The organism is Haloferax marinum, assembly GCF_009674625.1.
Classification (GTDB): Archaea; Halobacteriota; Halobacteria; order Halobacteriales; family Haloferacaceae; genus Haloferax; species Haloferax marinum.
The window spans coordinates 732,828-751,084 of record NZ_WKJQ01000001.1 but is presented as its reverse complement, the minus strand read 5'-3'; the positions used below and the strand labels follow the sequence as shown (position 1 = coordinate 751,084).

Annotated in this window: 18 protein-coding genes; 9 read left to right on the top strand and 9 right to left on the bottom strand. The window is 62.1% G+C overall.

Annotation, left to right across the window (positions count from 1 at the left end; all coding sequences use genetic code 11):
• Positions 1 to 21 precede the first annotated feature (21 nt).
• Positions 22 to 702 (top strand): type 1 glutamine amidotransferase domain-containing protein, encoded by a 681-nt coding sequence (locus tag GJR99_RS03845; RefSeq protein ID WP_151109446.1) that lies wholly within the window; start codon positions 22 to 24, stop codon positions 700 to 702.
• A 28-nt stretch (positions 703 to 730) separates the two neighbouring features.
• Here the strand turns inward: GJR99_RS03845 and GJR99_RS03840 are convergent, their stop codons facing one another.
• Positions 731 to 1,030 (bottom strand): transcriptional regulator, encoded by a 300-nt coding sequence (locus tag GJR99_RS03840; RefSeq protein ID WP_151109444.1) that lies wholly within the window; start codon positions 1,028 to 1,030, stop codon positions 731 to 733.
• 115 nt (positions 1,031 to 1,145) lie between these two features.
• On the opposite strand from GJR99_RS03840, the gene GJR99_RS03835 reads away from it, so the two are divergent.
• Entirely contained in the window at positions 1,146 to 2,111 is a 966-nt protein-coding gene (locus tag GJR99_RS03835; RefSeq protein WP_151109442.1) for a sugar phosphate nucleotidyltransferase, read from the top strand.
• A gap of 107 nt (positions 2,112 to 2,218) precedes the next feature.
• On the opposite strand, the gene GJR99_RS03830 is transcribed toward GJR99_RS03835, so the two are convergent.
• Complete coding sequence (locus tag GJR99_RS03830; RefSeq protein ID WP_151109440.1) at positions 2,219 to 2,929, bottom strand: diphthine--ammonia ligase; 711 nt, start codon at positions 2,927 to 2,929, stop codon at positions 2,219 to 2,221.
• A 151-nt stretch (positions 2,930 to 3,080) separates the two neighbouring features.
• Between GJR99_RS03830 and GJR99_RS03825 the strand changes: the two genes are divergently transcribed.
• Complete coding sequence (locus tag GJR99_RS03825) at positions 3,081 to 4,238, top strand: hypothetical protein (protein ID WP_151109438.1); 1,158 nt, start codon at positions 3,081 to 3,083, stop codon at positions 4,236 to 4,238.
• Between the two features lie 118 nt (positions 4,239 to 4,356).
• Here GJR99_RS03825 and GJR99_RS03820 read toward each other — a convergent pair whose 3' ends face one another.
• The 7 genes from GJR99_RS03820 to purB all read right to left on the bottom strand — a co-directional run bounded on the left by GJR99_RS03820 (position 4,357) and on the right by purB (position 11,250).
• Positions 4,357 to 5,310, bottom strand: coding sequence for a phosphoadenosine phosphosulfate reductase family protein (locus tag GJR99_RS03820; protein ID WP_151109436.1), 954 nt, complete (start codon positions 5,308 to 5,310; stop codon positions 4,357 to 4,359).
• Between the two features lie 219 nt (positions 5,311 to 5,529).
• Positions 5,530 to 6,501, bottom strand: coding sequence for a phosphoadenosine phosphosulfate reductase family protein (locus GJR99_RS03815; RefSeq protein WP_151109434.1), 972 nt, complete (start codon positions 6,499 to 6,501; stop codon positions 5,530 to 5,532).
• A 134-nt stretch (positions 6,502 to 6,635) separates the two neighbouring features.
• Positions 6,636 to 7,202, bottom strand: coding sequence for a DUF7110 family protein (locus tag GJR99_RS03810; protein ID WP_151109432.1), 567 nt, complete (start codon positions 7,200 to 7,202; stop codon positions 6,636 to 6,638).
• 144 nt (positions 7,203 to 7,346) lie between these two features.
• Positions 7,347 to 7,691 carry a glutaredoxin family protein gene (locus GJR99_RS03805; protein WP_151109430.1) on the bottom strand — a complete coding sequence of 115 codons (345 nt, stop codon included), beginning with the start codon at positions 7,689 to 7,691 and terminating at the stop codon, positions 7,347 to 7,349.
• A gap of 85 nt (positions 7,692 to 7,776) precedes the next feature.
• Positions 7,777 to 8,409, bottom strand: a complete 633-nt coding sequence (gene gfcR, locus GJR99_RS03800; RefSeq protein WP_151109428.1) for a transcriptional regulator GfcR — start codon at positions 8,407 to 8,409, stop codon at positions 7,777 to 7,779.
• The gene (locus tag GJR99_RS03795; protein ID WP_151109426.1) at positions 8,406 to 9,479 is read right to left on the bottom strand and encodes a glucose 1-dehydrogenase; all 1,074 of its coding nucleotides are present in this window, start codon (positions 9,477 to 9,479) and stop codon (positions 8,406 to 8,408) included. The genes gfcR and GJR99_RS03795 overlap by 4 nt, the downstream gene beginning before the upstream one ends.
• A gap of 382 nt (positions 9,480 to 9,861) precedes the next feature.
• On the bottom strand, positions 9,862 to 11,250 hold the full coding sequence (purB, locus tag GJR99_RS03790; protein WP_151109424.1) for an adenylosuccinate lyase: 1,389 nt from the start codon (positions 11,248 to 11,250) through the stop codon (positions 9,862 to 9,864).
• A 189-nt stretch (positions 11,251 to 11,439) separates the two neighbouring features.
• Here purB and purH point away from each other — a divergent pair, with 189 nt between their 5' ends.
• The 6 genes from purH (at position 11,440) to GJR99_RS03760 (ending at position 18,113) form a co-directional block, all read left to right on the top strand.
• A complete protein-coding gene (purH, locus tag GJR99_RS03785) occupies positions 11,440 to 13,017 on the top strand; it encodes a bifunctional phosphoribosylaminoimidazolecarboxamide formyltransferase/IMP cyclohydrolase (protein WP_151109422.1) in 1,578 nt (525 codons plus the stop codon).
• A 258-nt stretch (positions 13,018 to 13,275) separates the two neighbouring features.
• Positions 13,276 to 13,908 carry a LysE family translocator gene (locus tag GJR99_RS03780; RefSeq protein WP_323849368.1) on the top strand — a complete coding sequence of 211 codons (633 nt, stop codon included), beginning with the start codon at positions 13,276 to 13,278 and terminating at the stop codon, positions 13,906 to 13,908.
• A gap of 73 nt (positions 13,909 to 13,981) precedes the next feature.
• Positions 13,982 to 14,410, top strand: a complete 429-nt coding sequence (locus GJR99_RS03775; RefSeq protein ID WP_151109417.1) for a universal stress protein — start codon at positions 13,982 to 13,984, stop codon at positions 14,408 to 14,410.
• 72 nt (positions 14,411 to 14,482) lie between these two features.
• Positions 14,483 to 16,930, top strand: coding sequence for a dihydropteroate synthase (folP, locus tag GJR99_RS03770; protein WP_151109415.1), 2,448 nt, complete (start codon positions 14,483 to 14,485; stop codon positions 16,928 to 16,930).
• A 51-nt stretch (positions 16,931 to 16,981) separates the two neighbouring features.
• Complete coding sequence (locus GJR99_RS03765) at positions 16,982 to 17,734, top strand: NRDE family protein (protein WP_151109413.1); 753 nt, start codon at positions 16,982 to 16,984, stop codon at positions 17,732 to 17,734.
• A 25-nt stretch (positions 17,735 to 17,759) separates the two neighbouring features.
• Positions 17,760 to 18,113, top strand: coding sequence for a helix-turn-helix transcriptional regulator (locus GJR99_RS03760; RefSeq protein WP_151109411.1), 354 nt, complete (start codon positions 17,760 to 17,762; stop codon positions 18,111 to 18,113).
• Positions 18,114 to 18,257: the final 144 nt, after the last annotated feature.

The window sequence follows — 18,257 nt, the reverse complement described above, 5'->3', positions numbered from 1 at the left end:
AGGGGTTCGTACACTGCTTCGATGACGTCTGCACTGTTCATCGTTAGCGAAGAGGGCTACTGGGGCGAGGAGTGCATCGAACCGCTCACGACGCTTTCCGACGCCGGTGTCGATATCACCGTCGCCACACCGACGGGCGGCGTTCCGGTCGTCGACGAACGGTCTGTCGACCCGGAGAACGTCGGCGAGGAACTCGCCGAACACGTGATGGACGTTCACGAGAACGACGAGCGCCTCCAGAATCCCGAGAAACTCGCACAGGTAGACGCCCGCGACTTCGACGCCGTCGTCTTCCCCGGCGGCCACGGAACCGAGTGGGACGTCAATCAGGACCGACACGCTCGACAGGCCCTCCTCACCGCCGTCGCCGGCGGCGAAGGCAAGGCACTCGTCGTCTGCCACGCTGTCGGCATCCTCGCGTTCACTCGTGAGGCCGACGGGTCGTTCCTCGTCGATGGCCGGAACGTCACCGGATTCCCCAACGAGTGGGAAGAAGGAATCGTCGACGACGACGACCTGATGCCCGACGGTCGGAAGTTACCCTACTGGGTCGAAGACGAAGTGAAGGCGGCCGGCGGCGTCTGGGACGCCGAACTCGACGCCGACACGAGCGTCACCGTCGATGGCGACCTCGTCACGGCACGTGGGCCGGGGTCGTCTGCCGACGCCGCACAGACGCTCTTGGACGAACTGGACGCGTAACCGAACACGGTCGGGGTCGGTCGACTCGCTACTCGATTTTGAACACTGCTTCTTCGATACCTTCGCTTCGGCACTCGGGACACCGCGAAGGGTAGTTCACCGGGTCGTCGAAGGCGTTGAATCCGCAGTTTCGACACTCAGGTGGGGCGACGAGGAACTGTTCGCCGTCGTCGCTGTGGACCGAGCGAGCGACGTGCTGGAGGTGGCCGTAGACGGACGACGCCGGAACCCCGAGAGTCGTCGAGAGGGCTGATGCGGTTGCCGGGTCGTCGCGGAGGGCGTCGGCAATGCGCTGGCGAGTCGTCGCGGTGGATTCCCGGTCTGACATAGCGTCTGCTTCGAAGTCGAAGGGAAAATCTGTTCCGCCGCTGGGCCACCGAAGTTGTCAGCAAAATCGAGTGTGTGCATAAAGACCTTTCACTGAGTGGTGGGATTTGAGGTACATGAAGGCAGTCGTCCTTGCCGGTGGTTATGCGACCCGTTTGTGGCCCATCACGAAACACCGCCCGAAGATGTTCTTACCGGTCGGTGAACAGACGGTAATCGACACGATATTCGAAGATTTGGAGGCGGACGACCGGGTCTCCGAGGTGTTCGTGAGCACGAACGAACGGTTCGCAGAGACGTTCGAAGAGTACATCGCCGAGTCGCCGTACACCAAGCCGACGCTCTCTGTCGAAGAGACCAGAGCGGAAGACGAGAAGTTCGGTGTCGTCGGTGCACTCGCGGAACTCATCGAGCGCGAAGAGGTAGACGAGGACTTGGTCGTCATCGCTGGTGACAACCTCATCAGTTTCGACGTGGCCGACTTCGTCGACTTCTTCTACGAGAAGGAGTCGCCGTGTCTGGCGGCGTACGACGTCAAAGACATCGAGAAAGCGAAATCCTACGGCCTGGTGGAGCTCGACGGTGACCGCGTCGTCAACTTCCAGGAGAAACCCGACAACCCGAAGAGTACGCTCGTCTCGATTGCGTGTTACGCATTCCCGGCGAGCACCCTCCCGAAGTTCGACGACTATCTCGCTGGCGACAACAACCCAGACGAACCGGGATGGTTCATGCAGTGGCTCCAAGAGAACGGCGACGTGTTCGCCTACTCTTTCGATGGCGCGTGGTTCGACATCGGCACGGCACAGAGCTACCTCGACGCAGTCTCGTGGTATCTCGGTGGCGAAAACGTCGTCCACGAGTCGGCGACGGTGACCAACACCGAACTCGGGAAAAACGTCCACATCATGGCGGGCGCCGTGGTCGAAGACTCCTCACTCGACGAATCGGTGGTCTTCCCGGAGGCGAGTATCAAGAACGCCAGTCTGAAGAACTCCATCGTTGACGAAGAGACCCACATCGAAAATCTCGACCTGTCGAACGCGCTCATCGGTGCGCACTCTCACCTGACGAAAGAGTAGGTTCCAGACGGTACGAACGTCTCACTGACGTTACGAATCGTCTCCAGAAGACATCGCGTTCGGCTTTTTGCGCCAACCCGACCCGGTAGCGTCGGCGTCAGAACTGCTTAGCCGAGAGAGGCGTCCGTGATGCGAAGACTGCCGCGAGTTCCGTCCCACTCGGTCTCGTATTCGAGTTCGATGGGTCGGTCCATGTGCGGGCCGTCGGTGACGAACGTCTCGAACTCGCCGCCCTCTCCGAGGATGTGGACGCCGTACTTCTCGTTGAGTTCCTCGAGTTCGTCGAGTGCGTCGTAATCGAGGGTTCGGCCGAGCCACGACTCGTCGAGGCCGTGGGCGGCGACCTGAATCAGCGTGATTTCGAACCCGGCGTCTATCATCGCCTCACCGAGTTCGCGGGGGTCTTCTTGCCACAAGGGCGCAAAGAGGTCGATTCCGAGGCGGTCGCACATCCCCTGAATGCGGTTCGTCTGGAACTCGCTCTCGATAGCGCCTGCGGTGACGCCCGCGAGGTCGATTTCAGACTGGAGGTCGGAGAGTGCCGCTTCGAGGGGTTCGAGTTCTGCGTCGCCCTGTTCGCCGGAGTCCGTCGCGTCGGTCGCTTCGAGGTCACCGGGGTGGACGTCGACGAGTTCGACACCGATGCTCTCGGCCGCGAGTGCGGTGAGGTCCGTCGCGGGGACGTGGTACATATACGAGTCGTCGCTCGGGTGGACGGTCAGCAGATGGGTGACGTTCAATCCCTCTTCGAGTGCCTGGTAGAGCGCCCACGAAGAGTCCTTGCCGCCAGAGAAGAGACTGACCCACTGGGATGCCATGGGAGCGATAACGGGTTGAAGGAGTTAGGCGCTACGGTGTCGACGCTGGACTCACCGTCGACGAACCGTCGACAGCAACGGTGTCGAAATCGTCGACCTGTACACGTACTGGTGCGGAGATTTCATCTCCTGTTGTGTGGTATTATTCACCATGATAAACCGGGATGAAGACGACCGGCTGTCTGGGCGGGAGCCGACAGACGCCACCGTCCGAAGCTCCGGGTCACCGTACCGGTCGACGTGGGTGTCACGGCTCTTCCCGTCGAGCGACCTGGTCTCAGTCGTCCGCCGTGCAGCGCTCCTGAGCGCCGCCTACTTCCTGGTCGGACTCGTTCTCTCGATTGCGGTCGGTCAGTGGGCGTCGTATCTGTTTTTGAACCGTCCGTTCGACGGGTGGTCGTTCTTGGACGTCAACTTTCTCGGTGTATCGGCGGTGATGGGGAGTGTTGGCATCTTTATCGAACTGACTATCATCGGTCAGTGGTCCGTCGCCTACTCGCACATCTGGGACCGTGTGGAAGCCTGCTTCGCCGCCGACGAACGTGCGCAGTTTCGGCGCATCGTCGACGGATATCTCGACCGAATGTACCGGATTCGGTTCGACCGTGTGGTCGACCTCAAACTGATTTTCGTCGCGTTCGTCGTGTTCGAACCGGTGTTCATCGTGGTCGGAAACGGACTCGACCCGCGCGTCGGATGGGAACTCGTTCTCATCTACCTCAACGTGTGGTTGGTCTTTCTCGGGTTCGTCGCTATCTTCCTCTTTCTCCTCCACCTTCGACTGCTGATTGCGCTTCGCACCTTGAAAATCGCGAATCTCCACACCGCCGCGAGTCAGTTCGAACCCGTTTCCAGTCTCGGTGTCTCCGTCGCAGTCAGCTGGTTTGTCGGTGTGACTACTCTGGTGGTCTACTACTGGCTCGATTCCGGAATTTCACTCTTCGAACCATTCACCTCTCGCGGCGGCCCCGTGACGGCCGAACTCGCGCTCCACCTCTCGTTGACGAGCGTCCTCGTGATAGTCGGCTTGCTCATCTTCGCCGTCCCGGTCTGGGTAATCCACCTCCACATCGTCACCGGAAAGCGCCACCTGGTCGACGCAATCGACCAGCGCCGCGACGAACTCCTCGTCGGGTGGACCGTCGGGACGACGCTGGACCCGTCCGCCGTTGGTGAGATTGGGCTCCTCGAAGACGTTCAGCGGAACGCCGACCGTATCCGGACGTGGCCGTCGTTCGTCTCTGACCTGATTCCCATCGCTGTCTCAGCGTTCGTCCCGATCGCAGAAATCGTCATCCAGGTCCTTTGAGTCTCGATACGAGTCGTCAGAGAATTTCGACAGTGCGTCCAGCGCGTGTCTCGGTGGAGAGTAGTCGCACTCCGTGCGACCCGAGTCCGAAAAAGAGCCGCTCTTCTAAAACGTCGCTCTACATGTAGCCGAGGTCGCGGAGTCGGCCCATCAGGTCTTCTTTGTCTTGTGCGCGACCTTCGCGTTCCTTGCTCGCGGCGAGGTCCTGCACCCACGCAGGCCGGTCGTCAGACTTCGCGGACCCGGACTCGGTACCGAGTGAGCGGAAGCCTTCGAAGTACTTCGGCGAGACGGGGAGGTCGGCGGGTTGGGTTCCCTCCGGAAGGTCGTCGGTGGATTGGGGGACGTACCCAACCGGATAGCCGTCGACGGCGTCGGGGACGATGTAGTTCCAGAACGCACCCCAGACGTCCGCCTCGGTGAACTGGAGGATGGAGTGCACGCGGTCGTGCGGTGGGTACTTCTCTGACTCGTGACGTGGGCTGAAGAACGTCTCGTCGGCGCGGGCGTCCTGTTCGTCCCAGCGGACGCCAGAGAAGATACCGTCGAAGCCGTATTCGGTGATGACGTCGTTGAGCGCGACGGTCTTCAGCAGGTGGTTCCCTTCGAAGGTGTCGGCGTCGAGGACGATACTCTCGTCTTCGTAGCCGAGGCGAGCGAGTTCGTGACGGGTCTCGTCGCTCAGGTCGGCGACAGCAATCTCGTCGCCCGGTTCGGCACCGACGCGGGCGAAATCTTCGTTGCGTGCGACGATGAGGTCGAGGTCCCAGCGGTCGGTCCACTCGTAGACGAACGCTTCGGTCTCGTCGAAGTGCTCGAAGTGGTCGATGAAGACCACCGGCGGCACCTCGACACCCATGTCGGCAGCGACTTCGCGGACGACGTAGAGGACGACAGTCGAGTCTTTCCCACCCGTCCACATGATTGCGGGTCGTTCGTACTGTTCGAGTGCGGTCCGCGTGACGAGTGCTGCTTTCTCGAGTTTGTCCTCGAGCGTCGGGTACGCGTCGGCAGTCTCGTCGCGCCCCGCAGTGTAATCGAGGTCGAGATAGTCTGGGAACGATAGGGCCATGCACCAAACATCGCCGGGAGACGTTATCTATGTTTTCGGACTAACAGGACGGTAGGCACTGCCTACCGACTGTTAACTGCGAAAAAACGAGCATACGAGGTACTCGTCCAAGACGCTGTACCGAGTGATGAGCGAAGCGAATCGCTCGGCAGTTTTTAGTCGAGGTTATTGGGTGAGTGGTTGCGCAAAGCGCAACCCGAACGTCAAAAAACGTCGGCTCTACATGTAGCCGAGGTCACGCAGGCGCTCCATCAGGTCTTCTTTGTCCTGGGCGCGGCCTGCGCGCTCGGTCGTGTTCGCCATGTCCTGGAGCCACGCCGGTTCGTCGGCGGACTTGTCGGTCGAGACTTCGCTGCCGAGACTGCGGAAGCCAGCGAAGTACTTCGGCGAGACGGGGACGTCTTCCTGCGAGACGCCCTCGGGGAGGTCCTCGTCGCTCGTCGGGACGTAGCCGTCTTCGGGGTAGTTCTCGACGGTGTCGGGGACGGCGAAGTACCAGAAGGCGTCCCAGACGGCGCTCTCTTCGAACTGGAGGATGGGTTGGATGCGGTCGTGTGGTGGGTAGATGTCGGGGTTGTGGCGCGGACTGAAGAACGTCTCGTCGGCGCGGGCCTCCTGTTCGTCCCAGCGGACGCCGGAGATGACGCCGTCGATGTCGTGCTTCTCGAGGGTGTCGTTGAGCGCGACGGTCTTCAGCAGGTGGTTGCCCACGTAGGTGTCGAGCAGGAAGGGGAACGTCTCCTCTTCGTACTCGAGGATGTTGCGAATGTGGTGCTGGTTGTGCTCGGAGAGTTCCGAGACGGGGATGTCGTCGCCGGGTTCGAGGCCGTGTTCGTCGACGTAGTTGCCGACGTCCTCGTTGCGTGCCCAGATGACGTCGAGGTCCCACTCGTCGGCCCAGTGCTCGACGAAGTCCATGATTTCGTCGAAGTGCTGGTAGTGGTCGATGAAGACTGCCGGCGGGACTTCGAGGTCGTACTTCTCTGCGACTTCCTTGATGAAGTAGAGCGTGAGCGTCGAGTCTTTCCCACCGGTCCACATGACGGCGGGGTTCTCGTACTGCTCGAGGCCGCGCTTGGTGACCTCGATTGCCTTCTCGATTTTCGCTTCGGTGCTCGGGTAATCTTCCGGCGTCTCACCTTCGCCGTCGGTGTAGTCGACGTCGAGGTACTCTGGGAAGGCTTCCGACATGGTTCGTAATTAGATATAATTAGGCACTGTAAATGCTTTTTGCAACAGGTAGTGGTCGAATCGTGGTACCAATGAACACAGTGGCGACAGGGGCGACCGCTGAACTGTGGCACCAGACGGAGGAAAGGGCGGGTTTAGGAGATGAACTTGTTGTCGCGCCAGTTGACACCGCTGTCGGACGACCCGTTCTGTTGGGGGTTCTCGACGACTTCGACGGACGCAGCACGCACTTCTCCTTCGACGATGCGCGTCGCCTGAAGTTCGTCGCTCTCTTCGGTGATTGCGGTCAGCGTGCCCTTCTCGGAGAGCATCGCGATCTCACGCAGCACGAGGAACATCGGGTACTGGAGGGCCGTGTTCTGGAGCACGGTTTCGAGGTCACCTTTGAAACAGGCGAACTCGACGAGTTCCGAGGGGATTTCCTCTTCTTCTTCGTCTCCCCAGCTCGGTGCACCCGCTCGGGGTGGCTCTTCCTCGTAGACGCGGTTTTCGGTCACGCTCGCCTTCAGCTGGGCCGTCGGGGTGTACTTGCTGAGGCTGTCGTCAGCAGAGACGGCTTTGATGATGAGGGTGTTGTTGCGGCGCGTGATGTCCACGTCCTCAACCTCCGGTGGGAGGGTAGGGTTATTCTCGAAGTAGTCCATTACGTCTTCGAGTGGCAGTTCCAACGTCGAATGGAGTCGATATACGCGGCCTGACATTGTTGGCTTCGGTATCGACGAGTGCCACAGTGCGGTCGCACGCGGTTGGCGATACCTGTGTTGATGTACGAGTCGGAGACTTATATGGGCTCCCCTTCCGGTTAGCCAAGAAATAAATCGAGTAACCGCCGCGCAGTCGGGTGGTTAGTTCTCGCCAGCGAGTGTCGCTTCGAGTTCGCCACGGTTGTCGAGCTCTTCGAGGATGTCGCTCCCACCGACGAACTCACCCTCGACGAACGTCTGCGGAATCGTCTCCCAGCCACTTTTTTCGTCGAGCGCCGCCCGGTAGTGTGGAAGCGCAGGGAGCACGTCGACCGTCTCGAACTCGTCGACGTACTGGGAGATGAGTTCGAGGGCCTTCGCGGAGTAGCCGCACTGCGGCATGAGGCGGTTGCCCTTCATGAACAGGACGATATCGTTGTTCTCGATCGCGTCGTCGACGCGGGACTTGACCTCTTCGGGGTCCATGCTCTCGGGTTGGAAAGTCATAGCCTCACGTTACGCCCCGGTAGACAAAGGAGTTGCGTCGTGGGGTGACTCGGGGAGACGACGCGAACCGGCTGGACGCGTCCCGTTACTTCTCGCCGACGCGCACGACGTTGATGAGCGAGTAGACGGGGACGCCGTCGATTTCGTCGACACCCTGTTTGTCGACGATGACGACGCACGCGAGCGGTTCGCCACCTTCGGCACGAATCGATTCGATCGTCTCACGGAGCGTGGTTCCGCTCGTCACCGTGTCGTCGACGATGAAGCACCGTTGCCCAGAGACGGGTGCGAAGTTGCGGGAGAAGCCGCCACCGAGGTCTTCGATGTCGCCTTCGTCCCACTGGTGTTTCGCGGGGGAGTACGAACCGAGCGAGGTTTCGAGTTCGCGGGAGACGCTCGTGGCAAGTGGGACGCCAGCTTTCTCGATTCCGATGGTCACGTCGGCGCTGTCGTGGGTCTCGGTCAGGAGGTCTGCGAGTGCGCGCCCGATGTACGTGAGGCGTCTGCCGCCGCTTCCGATGGCGTTCCAGTCTACGTGGATGTCGTGTGGGCCGTCGGGTTTCTGTTCGGGTTCGGGTTTCGTGGCGGCACCACTTCGGTCGACCAGCCAACTGGCGGTTTCGCGGGAGACGTTGAGTTCGTCGGCAATTTCCCCTTTCGAGAGACCACGGTCCGCGAGCTCCGCCGCACTGGCGATGAGGTCGTCGACGTTCTTCATACGCTACTGAATTCGATGGCGGTTTTTATAGTGGTGTCGTCGTCGTCGAATGCTTCTTCGAACTCCGAAAGTGGGTAGACGCCGGTGACGAGGTCACGGAGGAACCACCGGGGGAGTTTGGTGAACGTCACCGTCGCCGCCTCGAAATGCTTCACGTGGGAGTTGACGCTCCCGACGAGCGCCTTGTTGTGGAGGACCATCTCGCGGTGGAACGCACCGGCGTCGACTTCGAACGCCCAATCGCTCGGGACGCCCAGCAACGCGGCGACACCGTTCGGAGCGAGGGCCTGAGCCGACTGTATCGCGTGTTTCGGAAAGCCCGTCGCTTCGTAGATGAAGTCCATGTGCTCGTACACGTCTGGAATCTCGCCGACCGGTGTCTCTCTGGAATCGACGTACGTTCCGCCCAGTTTCTCGATGATGTCGATAGTCGGGTCGGGCCGGTCACGCCGGCCGAGACAGTAGAGGTCGTCGTAGGCTTTGTCGTCGGCTTTCAGCATCGCCAGCGTCAGGAGACCGAGACTGCCGTTGCCGAGGACGAGCGCAGAAGACGGGTTCCAGTCGAACGTCGACCGACTCGCGTAGGCCAGTTCGCGGGCTTTCTCGGTGATAGAGATCGGTTCGATGAGGAAGCCGAGGTCTGCCAGCGAGCGTGGAATTCGGACGAGGTACTCCTCTGGACTCGTGAAGAAGTCGGACATGAAGCCGTGTTCGCCGACGATGCCACGTTCGGCGTACATCCCTTCCGGGGCCATATCCGGTTGCCCCTTCTCGAAGTACTCGTTCGTCCCCGACGCTGGGGGGCGTCGAACCGTCGGGACGACGACGTCGCCTTCCTCTAACTCGGTGTCGTTGGGGTCGACGACGACACCGACTGCTTCGTGGCCGAGGACGAGGTGGTCTTCGCCTTCCGGGAACCCGCCGTGCCCGCCGGCGATGACCTCGTGGTCGGTTCCATCGACACCGACACGGAGCGTCCTGACGAGTGCCTCCCCCGACTCAGGCTCCGGTCGTGGTTTGTCGATGACGACCGGTTTGTCTCCCCCTCGCTTGACGACGATTGCTTTCATATCCCCACCAATGCACCACCCCACCAAAAGACTTATTCTATGCTGAGTAAATAATTTATCCACGGTGAGCGTCATGCGTCGTCTGACCAGCCCATGACGAACCGTCACGAACGGACCAGCCTATCCAGCCCATCCGTGTCGACGTTCACCGACCCGTGCCAATGCCGCATGGCGGCCACTCCCGTGCCCGTGGCCTCCGACGCCGGCATTTTCCTGACATCACTCTCTCGGTGAGCGTCGTGACTCGTCGGTGAAGGAGTCCACGAAAACAGCACTGTGACCGACGTGTTCTGGGACTCGATACCGGAAACAGTGACTGCTGGAGTGGCGACCGAAGTTAGTCGATGTCGTCAGGCAACGACTGACGGCCAGACGACCGAAGTTAGTCGATGTCGTCGACGAGTTCGTCCGCCAGACCGACGTACGTCGCGGGGGTCAACGCGAGGAGTTCGTCTCGCGTCGATTCGCTCACGTCGAGGTCCGAAAAGAGGTCGTGGAAGTCTTCGAGCGTCACTTCGCGGCCACGAGTGAGTTCTTTCACACGCTCGTAGGCCTGCGTGTCGCCTTCGCGGCGGAGAATCGTCTGGACGGCCTCACCGATGATGGCCGGCGTGTCGTCCAGTTCTCCGCGCATGACGTGTTCGTTCGGGACGACCTTCCCGAGGCCGGTCTGGGTCTTCTTGTAGCCGATGAGACAGTGGGCGAACGCGGCACCGATGTTGCGCTTGACCGTCGAATCCGAGAGGTCACGCTGGAGGCGCGAGGTGGTGACGTAGTCCGCGAGGAACGTCAGGTCGGCGTTCGCTTTCGAGAGGTTTCCTTCGGAGTTCTCGAAGTCGATGGGGTTGACCTTGTGCGGCATGGTCGAGGACCCGGTCTCACCCTCGACGGTCTCTTGGCCGAGATAGCGGTCCGAGACGTAGAGCCACATGTCGCGGTCCATATCGACGATGACGTTGTTGGCACCACGGAAGGCGTCGAACAGCGCCGCGAGGTCGTCACAGGGGTTGACCTGCGTCGCGAGCGACACGTGTTCGAGGCCGAGCGAGGAGACGAACTCGTGGGAGAAGGCGCGCCAGTCCACGTCGGGGAACGCGGCGACGTGTGCGGCGTAGGTGCCAGACGCCCCGGCGAGTTTGCCGGCGAGGTCGTCGGTGGCCGCCTCCACGCGAGCAAGCGCCCGTCCGAGACGGGAGGCGTAGACGGCCATCTCCTTTCCGAACGTCGTCGGCGTCGCGGGTTGCCCGTGGGTGCGTGCGAGCATCGGCACGTCTCGGTACTCCTGTGCGAGTGCGACGAGTTCGTCACGCATCGCACGGAGTTCGGGGACGAGTACGTCCTCGACGGCACCGACGACCATCAGGCGCTGTGCGAGGTTGTTCACGTCTTCGGAGGTCAGTCCGAAGTGAATCCACGGGTGGATGGAGTCGTCCGTCTCGGTGCGAATGAAGTACTCGACGGCTTTCACGTCGTGGTTCGTCGCGGTGTAGCCTGCTGCGCCTTCGACTTCGAGGCGTTTCACGAGGGCGGCGTCGTCGGCATCGAACTCCTCGTAGAGCGCTCGCAGGTCGGCACGCTCGGCGTCGGAGAGTTCGAGCGGCGTCGCATCGAGGTCCGCGAGTGCGACGAGGTATTCGGCTTCTACCTGCACGCGAGCACGCATGAGTGCGGCCTCACTCACGTGTGGTGCGAGTGGTGCGGTTCGAGAGGCGTAACGCCCGTCGAGCGGTGACACCGCGTACAGCGGGTCGTTCCGGTCGGCGTCGGTCATGACTGAGTCGTCTCGGTGGGATGGGTTAAACGCCGGGGGTTCGCGTCCGTCCGAAAGTCCAAAAATAAGCAAGTGTGTGGATATGTGGTGTGCCCCTCGCCCATCACTCACGCCAGAGTATACAAGAACGAGTATATCTCGGTGGCGAAGACCGCAACCACTTTGAGGCCCGCGGTACGCCCACTCCACATGGTCACCATCGCCGGTCTCGCGAGCAACCGTGGACGAAACCTGCGCAACATCGCCGACCGCTCCCCCGGCGGGGCGGAACTCGGCGTCGTCGTCTCGAATCACGCTGACGCCCCGATTCTCGACTGGGCGTCGGAACACGACATCCCGACAGAAGTCGTCGAACGTGGCGACGACGAGTCGCGCGAGTCGCACGAAGAACGCATCCTCGACGCCCTCTCGGGGTACGAGTTCGACATCGTCTGCCTGGATGGCTACATGCGCGTCCTCACCTCGACGTTCCTCGACGCGACGCCGACGACGCTCAACGTCCACCCGTCGCTCCTCCCCGCATTCCCTGGAATGGACGCCCACGAGCAGGTCCTCGACGCCGGCGTGAAGATGACGGGGTGTACGGTCCACGTCGTCGACGAAGAAGTCGACGCCGGCCCAATCGTCACCCAAGAGGCCGTCCCAGTCTACGAGGGCGACGACGAAGACGACCTGAAATCGCGCGTCCTCTACGACGCCGAGTTCAAGGCCTACCCGCGTGCAGTCCGCTGGTTCGCCGAAGGACGAGTCACCGTCGACGACGACGGCGTCACCATCGACGGCGACGAAGACGCTGGACTCCCCGAGCGTCGCGTCACCTCCGAAGACCGCTACGACACACTTCGATACGGCGAGAACCCACACCAGGACGCCGCCGTCTACGTCGACGAAACCTGTGACGAGGCGTCCGTCGTCGGCGCGGCCCAACTCAACGAGGGTGCGAAGGGTCTGTCGTACAACAACTACAACGACGCAGACGGCGCGCTCAACATCATCAAGGAGTTCGACGAACCCGCGGCCGCGGTCATCAAGCACACGAACCCGGCCGGGTGTGCAACGGCCGACACGCTCGCAGAGGCCTATGCCGACGCGCTCGCGACGGACCCGATGAGCGCCTTCGGCGGTATCGTCGCCCTCAACCGCGAGTGTGACGCCGAGACTGCAGAGTTGATTATCGACTCGTTCAAGGAAGTCGTCGTCGCGCCCGGCTACACCGACGACGCACTCGACGTTCTCACCGAAAAGAAGAACCTCCGCGTGCTGGACGTGGGCGAACTCGGTGAGCGCACCGAGACGTACACCGAGAAGGCGCTCGTCGGTGGCCGACTGGTTCAAGAGCGCGACCTCTGGACACCGACGCTGGACGACCTGGAAATCGTCACCGAGACAGAGCCAACGGACGAGCAGTTAGAGACGATGCTCTTCGCGTGGAAGGTCCTCAAGCACGTGAAGTCCAACGGTATTCTCTTCGCCAAAGGAACCGAGACGGTCGGTGTCGGGATGGGACAGGTCTCCCGCGTCGATGCCGTCGAACTCGCCGCGATGAAGGCCGAAGAACACGCCGAAGGCAAGGACGCCCAAGGTGCCGTCATGGCTTCTGACGCGTTCTTCCCGTTCCCGGACGGTGTCGAGAAGGCGGCGGACGCGGGTATCGAGGCGGTCATCCAGCCCGGCGGGTCGGTCAACGACGACAAGGTCATCGACGCCTGCAACGAGCGCGGGATTGCGATGGTGTTCACTGGACAGCGGTGTTTCCGTCACGATTAGTGACGGAAACTCGTAGCCGGGTGTAACCCGGATACGGTGTTTCAGGCACGACTGAGCGGAGTGAGGGAGAGCCTGGAACTCGTGGCTGAGTGACGGAAGGCAGTGAGGCAAGCGAAGCGGGTCTCACGCGACTTTAGACACGACCGAACGCGGTGAGGAAGCGTCTAAGGGCCGAAACGCGTCTTTTGTGTCTAACGCCCAAACCACACAGTTATCCTCCGCTCGGTCCTCGCCTCCACGCAGAGGTGACGTAACGTCCTGACTCCACCGTTCTCTCAGACTCCGCTGTCGTTCTTCTGGCAGGGACTCGTCCTCGGCTTTTCTATCGCCGCACCGGTCGGCCCAATCGGGATACTGTGCATCCAGCGAACGCTCTCACGGGGACGACGCGCCGGGTTCGTCAGTGGACTCGGCGCCGCCACTGCAGACGGGGTGTACGGCTTGCTCGCTGGCCTCGGCCTCACCGCTATCTCCTCGTTTCTCGTCTCGTTCCAGACCGTGATTCGCGTCGGTGGTGGACTGTTCTTGCTCTATCTTGGGATAAAAACCTTCACCGCACTGCCGGCCACGACGGCGGCCGAAGCGTCCGAAAGTGGCCTGCTCTCTGATTACGCGTCGACGTTCGTCCTCACGCTGACGAACCCAGTCACCATCCTCGCGTTCGTGGGTATCTTCGCCGGTGTGGGTGTGGGGCTTTCCGGGAACTATCTCGACACGGTGACGCTGGTCGGCGGTGTCGTCCTCGGGTCGGCGGCGTGGTGGTTCGTCCTGAGTACGGGCGTGTCGCTGTTTCGAGACCGAGTCACAGAAGACCTACTCCGCCGGGTGAACCAACTCGCGGGGGGTATTCTCGTCGGATTCGGGGTCGCAGTGTTCGCCAGTCTCGTCTGAGGGGGAACAGGAGCGTTCTCACGAACCAAAATCGACGGGATGCTTCAAGTGTCGGCGTGCAGATGGTATGGGTATGTACGAAGACATTCTCATCCCGACCGACGGCAGTGTCGGAACAGGCCGAGCGACCGAACACGCACTCGAACTCGCCGGCCCCGACTCGACGATACACGTCCTCTCGGTCGTCGACCAGCGCGTCTATCTCGCTGCCGGTGGTGACCAACAGGACGCGGTCATCCAGTCACTCCGAGACGACGCCATCGACGCTGTCGAAGAATGTGCCGAAGAGTGCAAAGGCAAGTGCGAGACGACGACGGCCGTCCGTGAGGGCGTCCCCCACCGGGTCATCCTCGAGTACGCCGACGAACACGGTATCGACGTCGTCGTGATGGGAACTCACGGTCGGACCGGACGCGACAAACTCACCTCGCTCGGGAGCGTCACCGAACGCGTCGTCGAGAACGCGAAGCGTCCTGTTCTCGTCGTCCACATCGACGACTAACGCCGCGAGTAGCGTTCCGGAGTGGTGGCCCCGGAGCGTTAGGCCTAAGCCCACCGTGCGGGTTTTCTGCGTATGGAGTACCACGAGGCGGTGAACTTCCTTTTCGACCTCCGGCGATTTCAGGTCAAGCCGGGGACCGAGTCGATTCAGCGGTTACTCTCTCACCTCGGCGACCCCCACGAGGGCGTGTCGTTCGTGCAGGTTGCAGGGTCGAACGGAAAAGGAAGCACCGCCCGGATGCTCGAATCGACGCTCCGCCAAGCGGGTCTGCGCGTCGGTCTCTACACGTCGCCACACTTCGACGACGTTCGCGAACGCATCCGCGTCGATGGGCGCAAGATTCCGAAAGCTGCGCTGTCGGCATTCGTAGACGAAGCGAAACCGTATCTGGTCGAACGCGCTGCCGAGGGCGAACCGCTGACGTTCTTCGAGACGATGACCGCACTCGGCATCTGGTACTTCGCCGAGGCCGACATCGACGTCGCAGTTCTCGAAGTCGGGATGGGCGGCGAACTCGACGCGACGAGCGCCGTCTCTCCCGTCGCGAGCGCCGTCACGAACGTCTCGCTCGAACACACGGCAGTCCTCGGCGACACCATCGAAGAAATCGCCCGGACGAAAGCGGCCGTCGCACCGGAAGATGGCCCCCTCGTAACCGGTGCGACCGGCGAGGCACTAGACGTCATCCGCGACGAAGTCGGCGACGTACTGACCGTCGGCAGTGCCGACACCGACGCAGACGTTCGGACTGCATACGGTGGCCGCGTCAGTCATCAGGAGGCTGCCGTCACCGTAGCCACAGGCGACGACAAACTCGACCTTCGAATCCCACTGTTGGGCGCGTACCAAGCACAAAACGCCGGCATCGCCGTCGCGTTGGCTCGGCAGGTCCTCCCCGACATCTCTGCCGAGGCGATTCGTCGCGGCCTGCGGAACGCCCACTGGCCGGGGCGGTTCGAGGTCATGTCGACCGACCCGATGGTCGTCCTCGACGGCGCGCACAACCCCGACGCCTGCAGGCAGGTCGCGACCGTCCTCGACGAGTTCGACGACGACGACTTACACCTCGTCTACGGCGCGATGCACGACAAAGACCACCACGAGATGGTCGAGGCACTCCCGGACGTCGCGTCGGTCGTCACCTGTCACGCAGACATCTCGCGGGCCGAAGACCCGGAGATACTCTCTGCAGTCTTCGAGAACGCGGGAATCCCCGACGTTCGGACGGGGAGCGCGGTCGCGTCCGCGTTGGCAGACGCTCACGCTCGTGCCGACGCCGACGATTGCGTCCTCGTCGTGGGGTCGCTCTACGTCGTCGCCGAAGCGCGGACGACGTGGACGAGAGCGCTGATTCCGAAGACGAACCGAACGGTTGCAGACGCACAGGCGACGCTCGAACGGGCCAACGTCCCAGTGTCGGATACCGAGAGTGCGAAAAGCGGCGTCCACCGGACGATTCGCACCCGAGTGCAGAAACGGCAAGCACAGACGATTCGGGAGGAACTGCTCGCCATCGGTGGTGAGTGCGCAGTCTCTGGCCACGACTCCGGCGGCGAACTCGTCGATATCGTCATGATGGGGACGGTTGCGCAGTTGGATAAACTGACCTCGTCGCTGGCGGACCGCCCGAACGCGCTTCCGGAACTCGCGACCGAGATTCGAAGCAGTCTCGAACCCGACGCCGACGCAGAGTCACACGGCTACCCCTGGGAAGACGGCACCGCAGTCATGGGGATTCTCAACGTCACGCCGGACAGTTTCCACGACGGCGGCCAGTTCTACGACGTCGACGCCGCCGTCTCACAGGCACAGGCGATGGTCGAAGCAGGTGTCGATATCATCGACGTGGGCGGCGAGAGCACTCGCCCCGGTGCAGAAGAGGTCCCTCTCGACGAGGAGATTCGTCGCGTCACACCGGTCATCGAGGCACTCGCAGACCTCGACACACTCGTCTCGGTCGATACTCGAAAAGCCGCCGTCGCCGAAGCGGCCCTCGACGCCGGTGCCGATATCCTCAACGACGTGACCGGCCTCGAAGACCCGCAGATGCGCTTCCTCGCCGCCGAACGCGACGTGCCGGTCATCGTGATGCACAGCATCGACGCGCCGGTGATTCCGGACAAAGAAATCGACTACGACGACGTGGTCGAAGACGTCGTCGACGAACTCGGAGAACGAATCCTCCTCGCCGAGAAGGCGGGCATCCCGCGTCACAACGTCATCGTCGACCCCGGCCTCGGATTCGGGAAGTCGAAGGCAGAGAACTTCGAACTGCTCGGCCGTGTGGACGAGTTGTCGGCGCTCGGGTGTCCCATCCTCGTCGGCCACTCGCACAAGTCGATGTTCTCGCTGGTCGGCGAGCAGACCGGAGACAACCTCGCGGCGACCATCGCCGGGACGGCCATCGCCGCCGACCGTGGTGCAGATATCGTCCGCGTCCACGACGTCCCCGAAAATGTCGCGGCCGTGAACGTCGCGCTGGCGTCGCGCGACCCGAGTCGGTTCGAAGACTGCGAGTAGTCCGTCGCGTTCCTCCGGAGGTTTTTGACCGAGTGAGTCCTACCTCCGTCCGTGTGTACACTCATCCTCGCGTGGCAGGTGTTCGACGACGCGCCCGTCGTCGTCGCCGCCAACCGCGACGAGCTACTCGATAGGCCCGCCGAGCCGCCACAGCGGTGGGAGAACGGCGATGGTCCTGCAATCGTCGCTCCGCGCGACTCTGAGGCGGGTGGCACGTGGGTCGGCTACAACGACGCCGGCGTCTTCGTCGGCATCACGAACCGCTGGGTCGAAGTCGAAGGCGGCGGCGAGCGCTCTCGGGGGCACCTCGTCCGCGATGCCCTCCGCTACGAGACGGCCGAAGACGCCGCGCGGTTCGTCGAACACTCGGTAGACGAGTACACCTACGACGGGTTCAACCTCGTCATCGCGGACAGGAACGCGGCGATTTTCTTCGAGTGGGACGGCAGCGTGTCGGTGCAGAACCTCGACCCCGGCGTCCACGTCGTCGTCAACGTCGGCACGCACGACTCGTGGTTCGTTCCTGCCACCCATCCAGAGCGAGGCGAACAGCAAGCCGACAACGCCCGACGACTCTGGGAAGCACTCCAACCAGAACCGAGTGAGTCGATGGTGACGTGGCGGAAGCGGGCGGCCGACGCGCTCGGTGACCACGACTTCGGCGTCTGCGTCCACGACCCCGAGGGTCGGTTCGGGACGCGTTCGTCGTCGCTCATCACGCTCGGACCCGAGAACTCGTCGTACGAGTTTGCCGATGGGTCGCCGTGTCAGACCGCCTTCGAACCGGTCGAACGTCAGCATTAAACCACTCGCCCGACGTGTAGATTGTATGAGCGCGAGCGAAGCCGAAGCCGACCTTTCTTCCGACGAGCGCGCGGGACTCGAACTCATCCGCGAGTCGGGCGGCATCCATCAGAGTGACTTCTGGAAAGAACTGGATATCTCCTCCCGCAAGGGAAGCCGTATTGCCGAGGTCCTGGAGTCGCTCGACCTTATCAAGCGGACAGATGCCGTCTACAACGGGCACACCACCTACTACCTCGAACCCGCCGCCCGCGACCTGCAGTTTTCGATGCTCATGGCCGGCGACATGCTCTCGCCGTTCATCGGGGAAGAAGAGATCAACGCGAACAGTAACGCCTTCTCGCAGTGGCTGATGAACCTCGCCTACGAGGAATACTGAACCACCGACGAGACAGCAGACGAATTCGAGGATTTTGTCGAGCGACGTCGAGTGATTGACGTGACTGGAGAGTGGCGACGCTGGGTCCACGCTGTAGTCGCGATGTACGACGAACCCTGCAGTAACGATGTTCGACGCACTCTC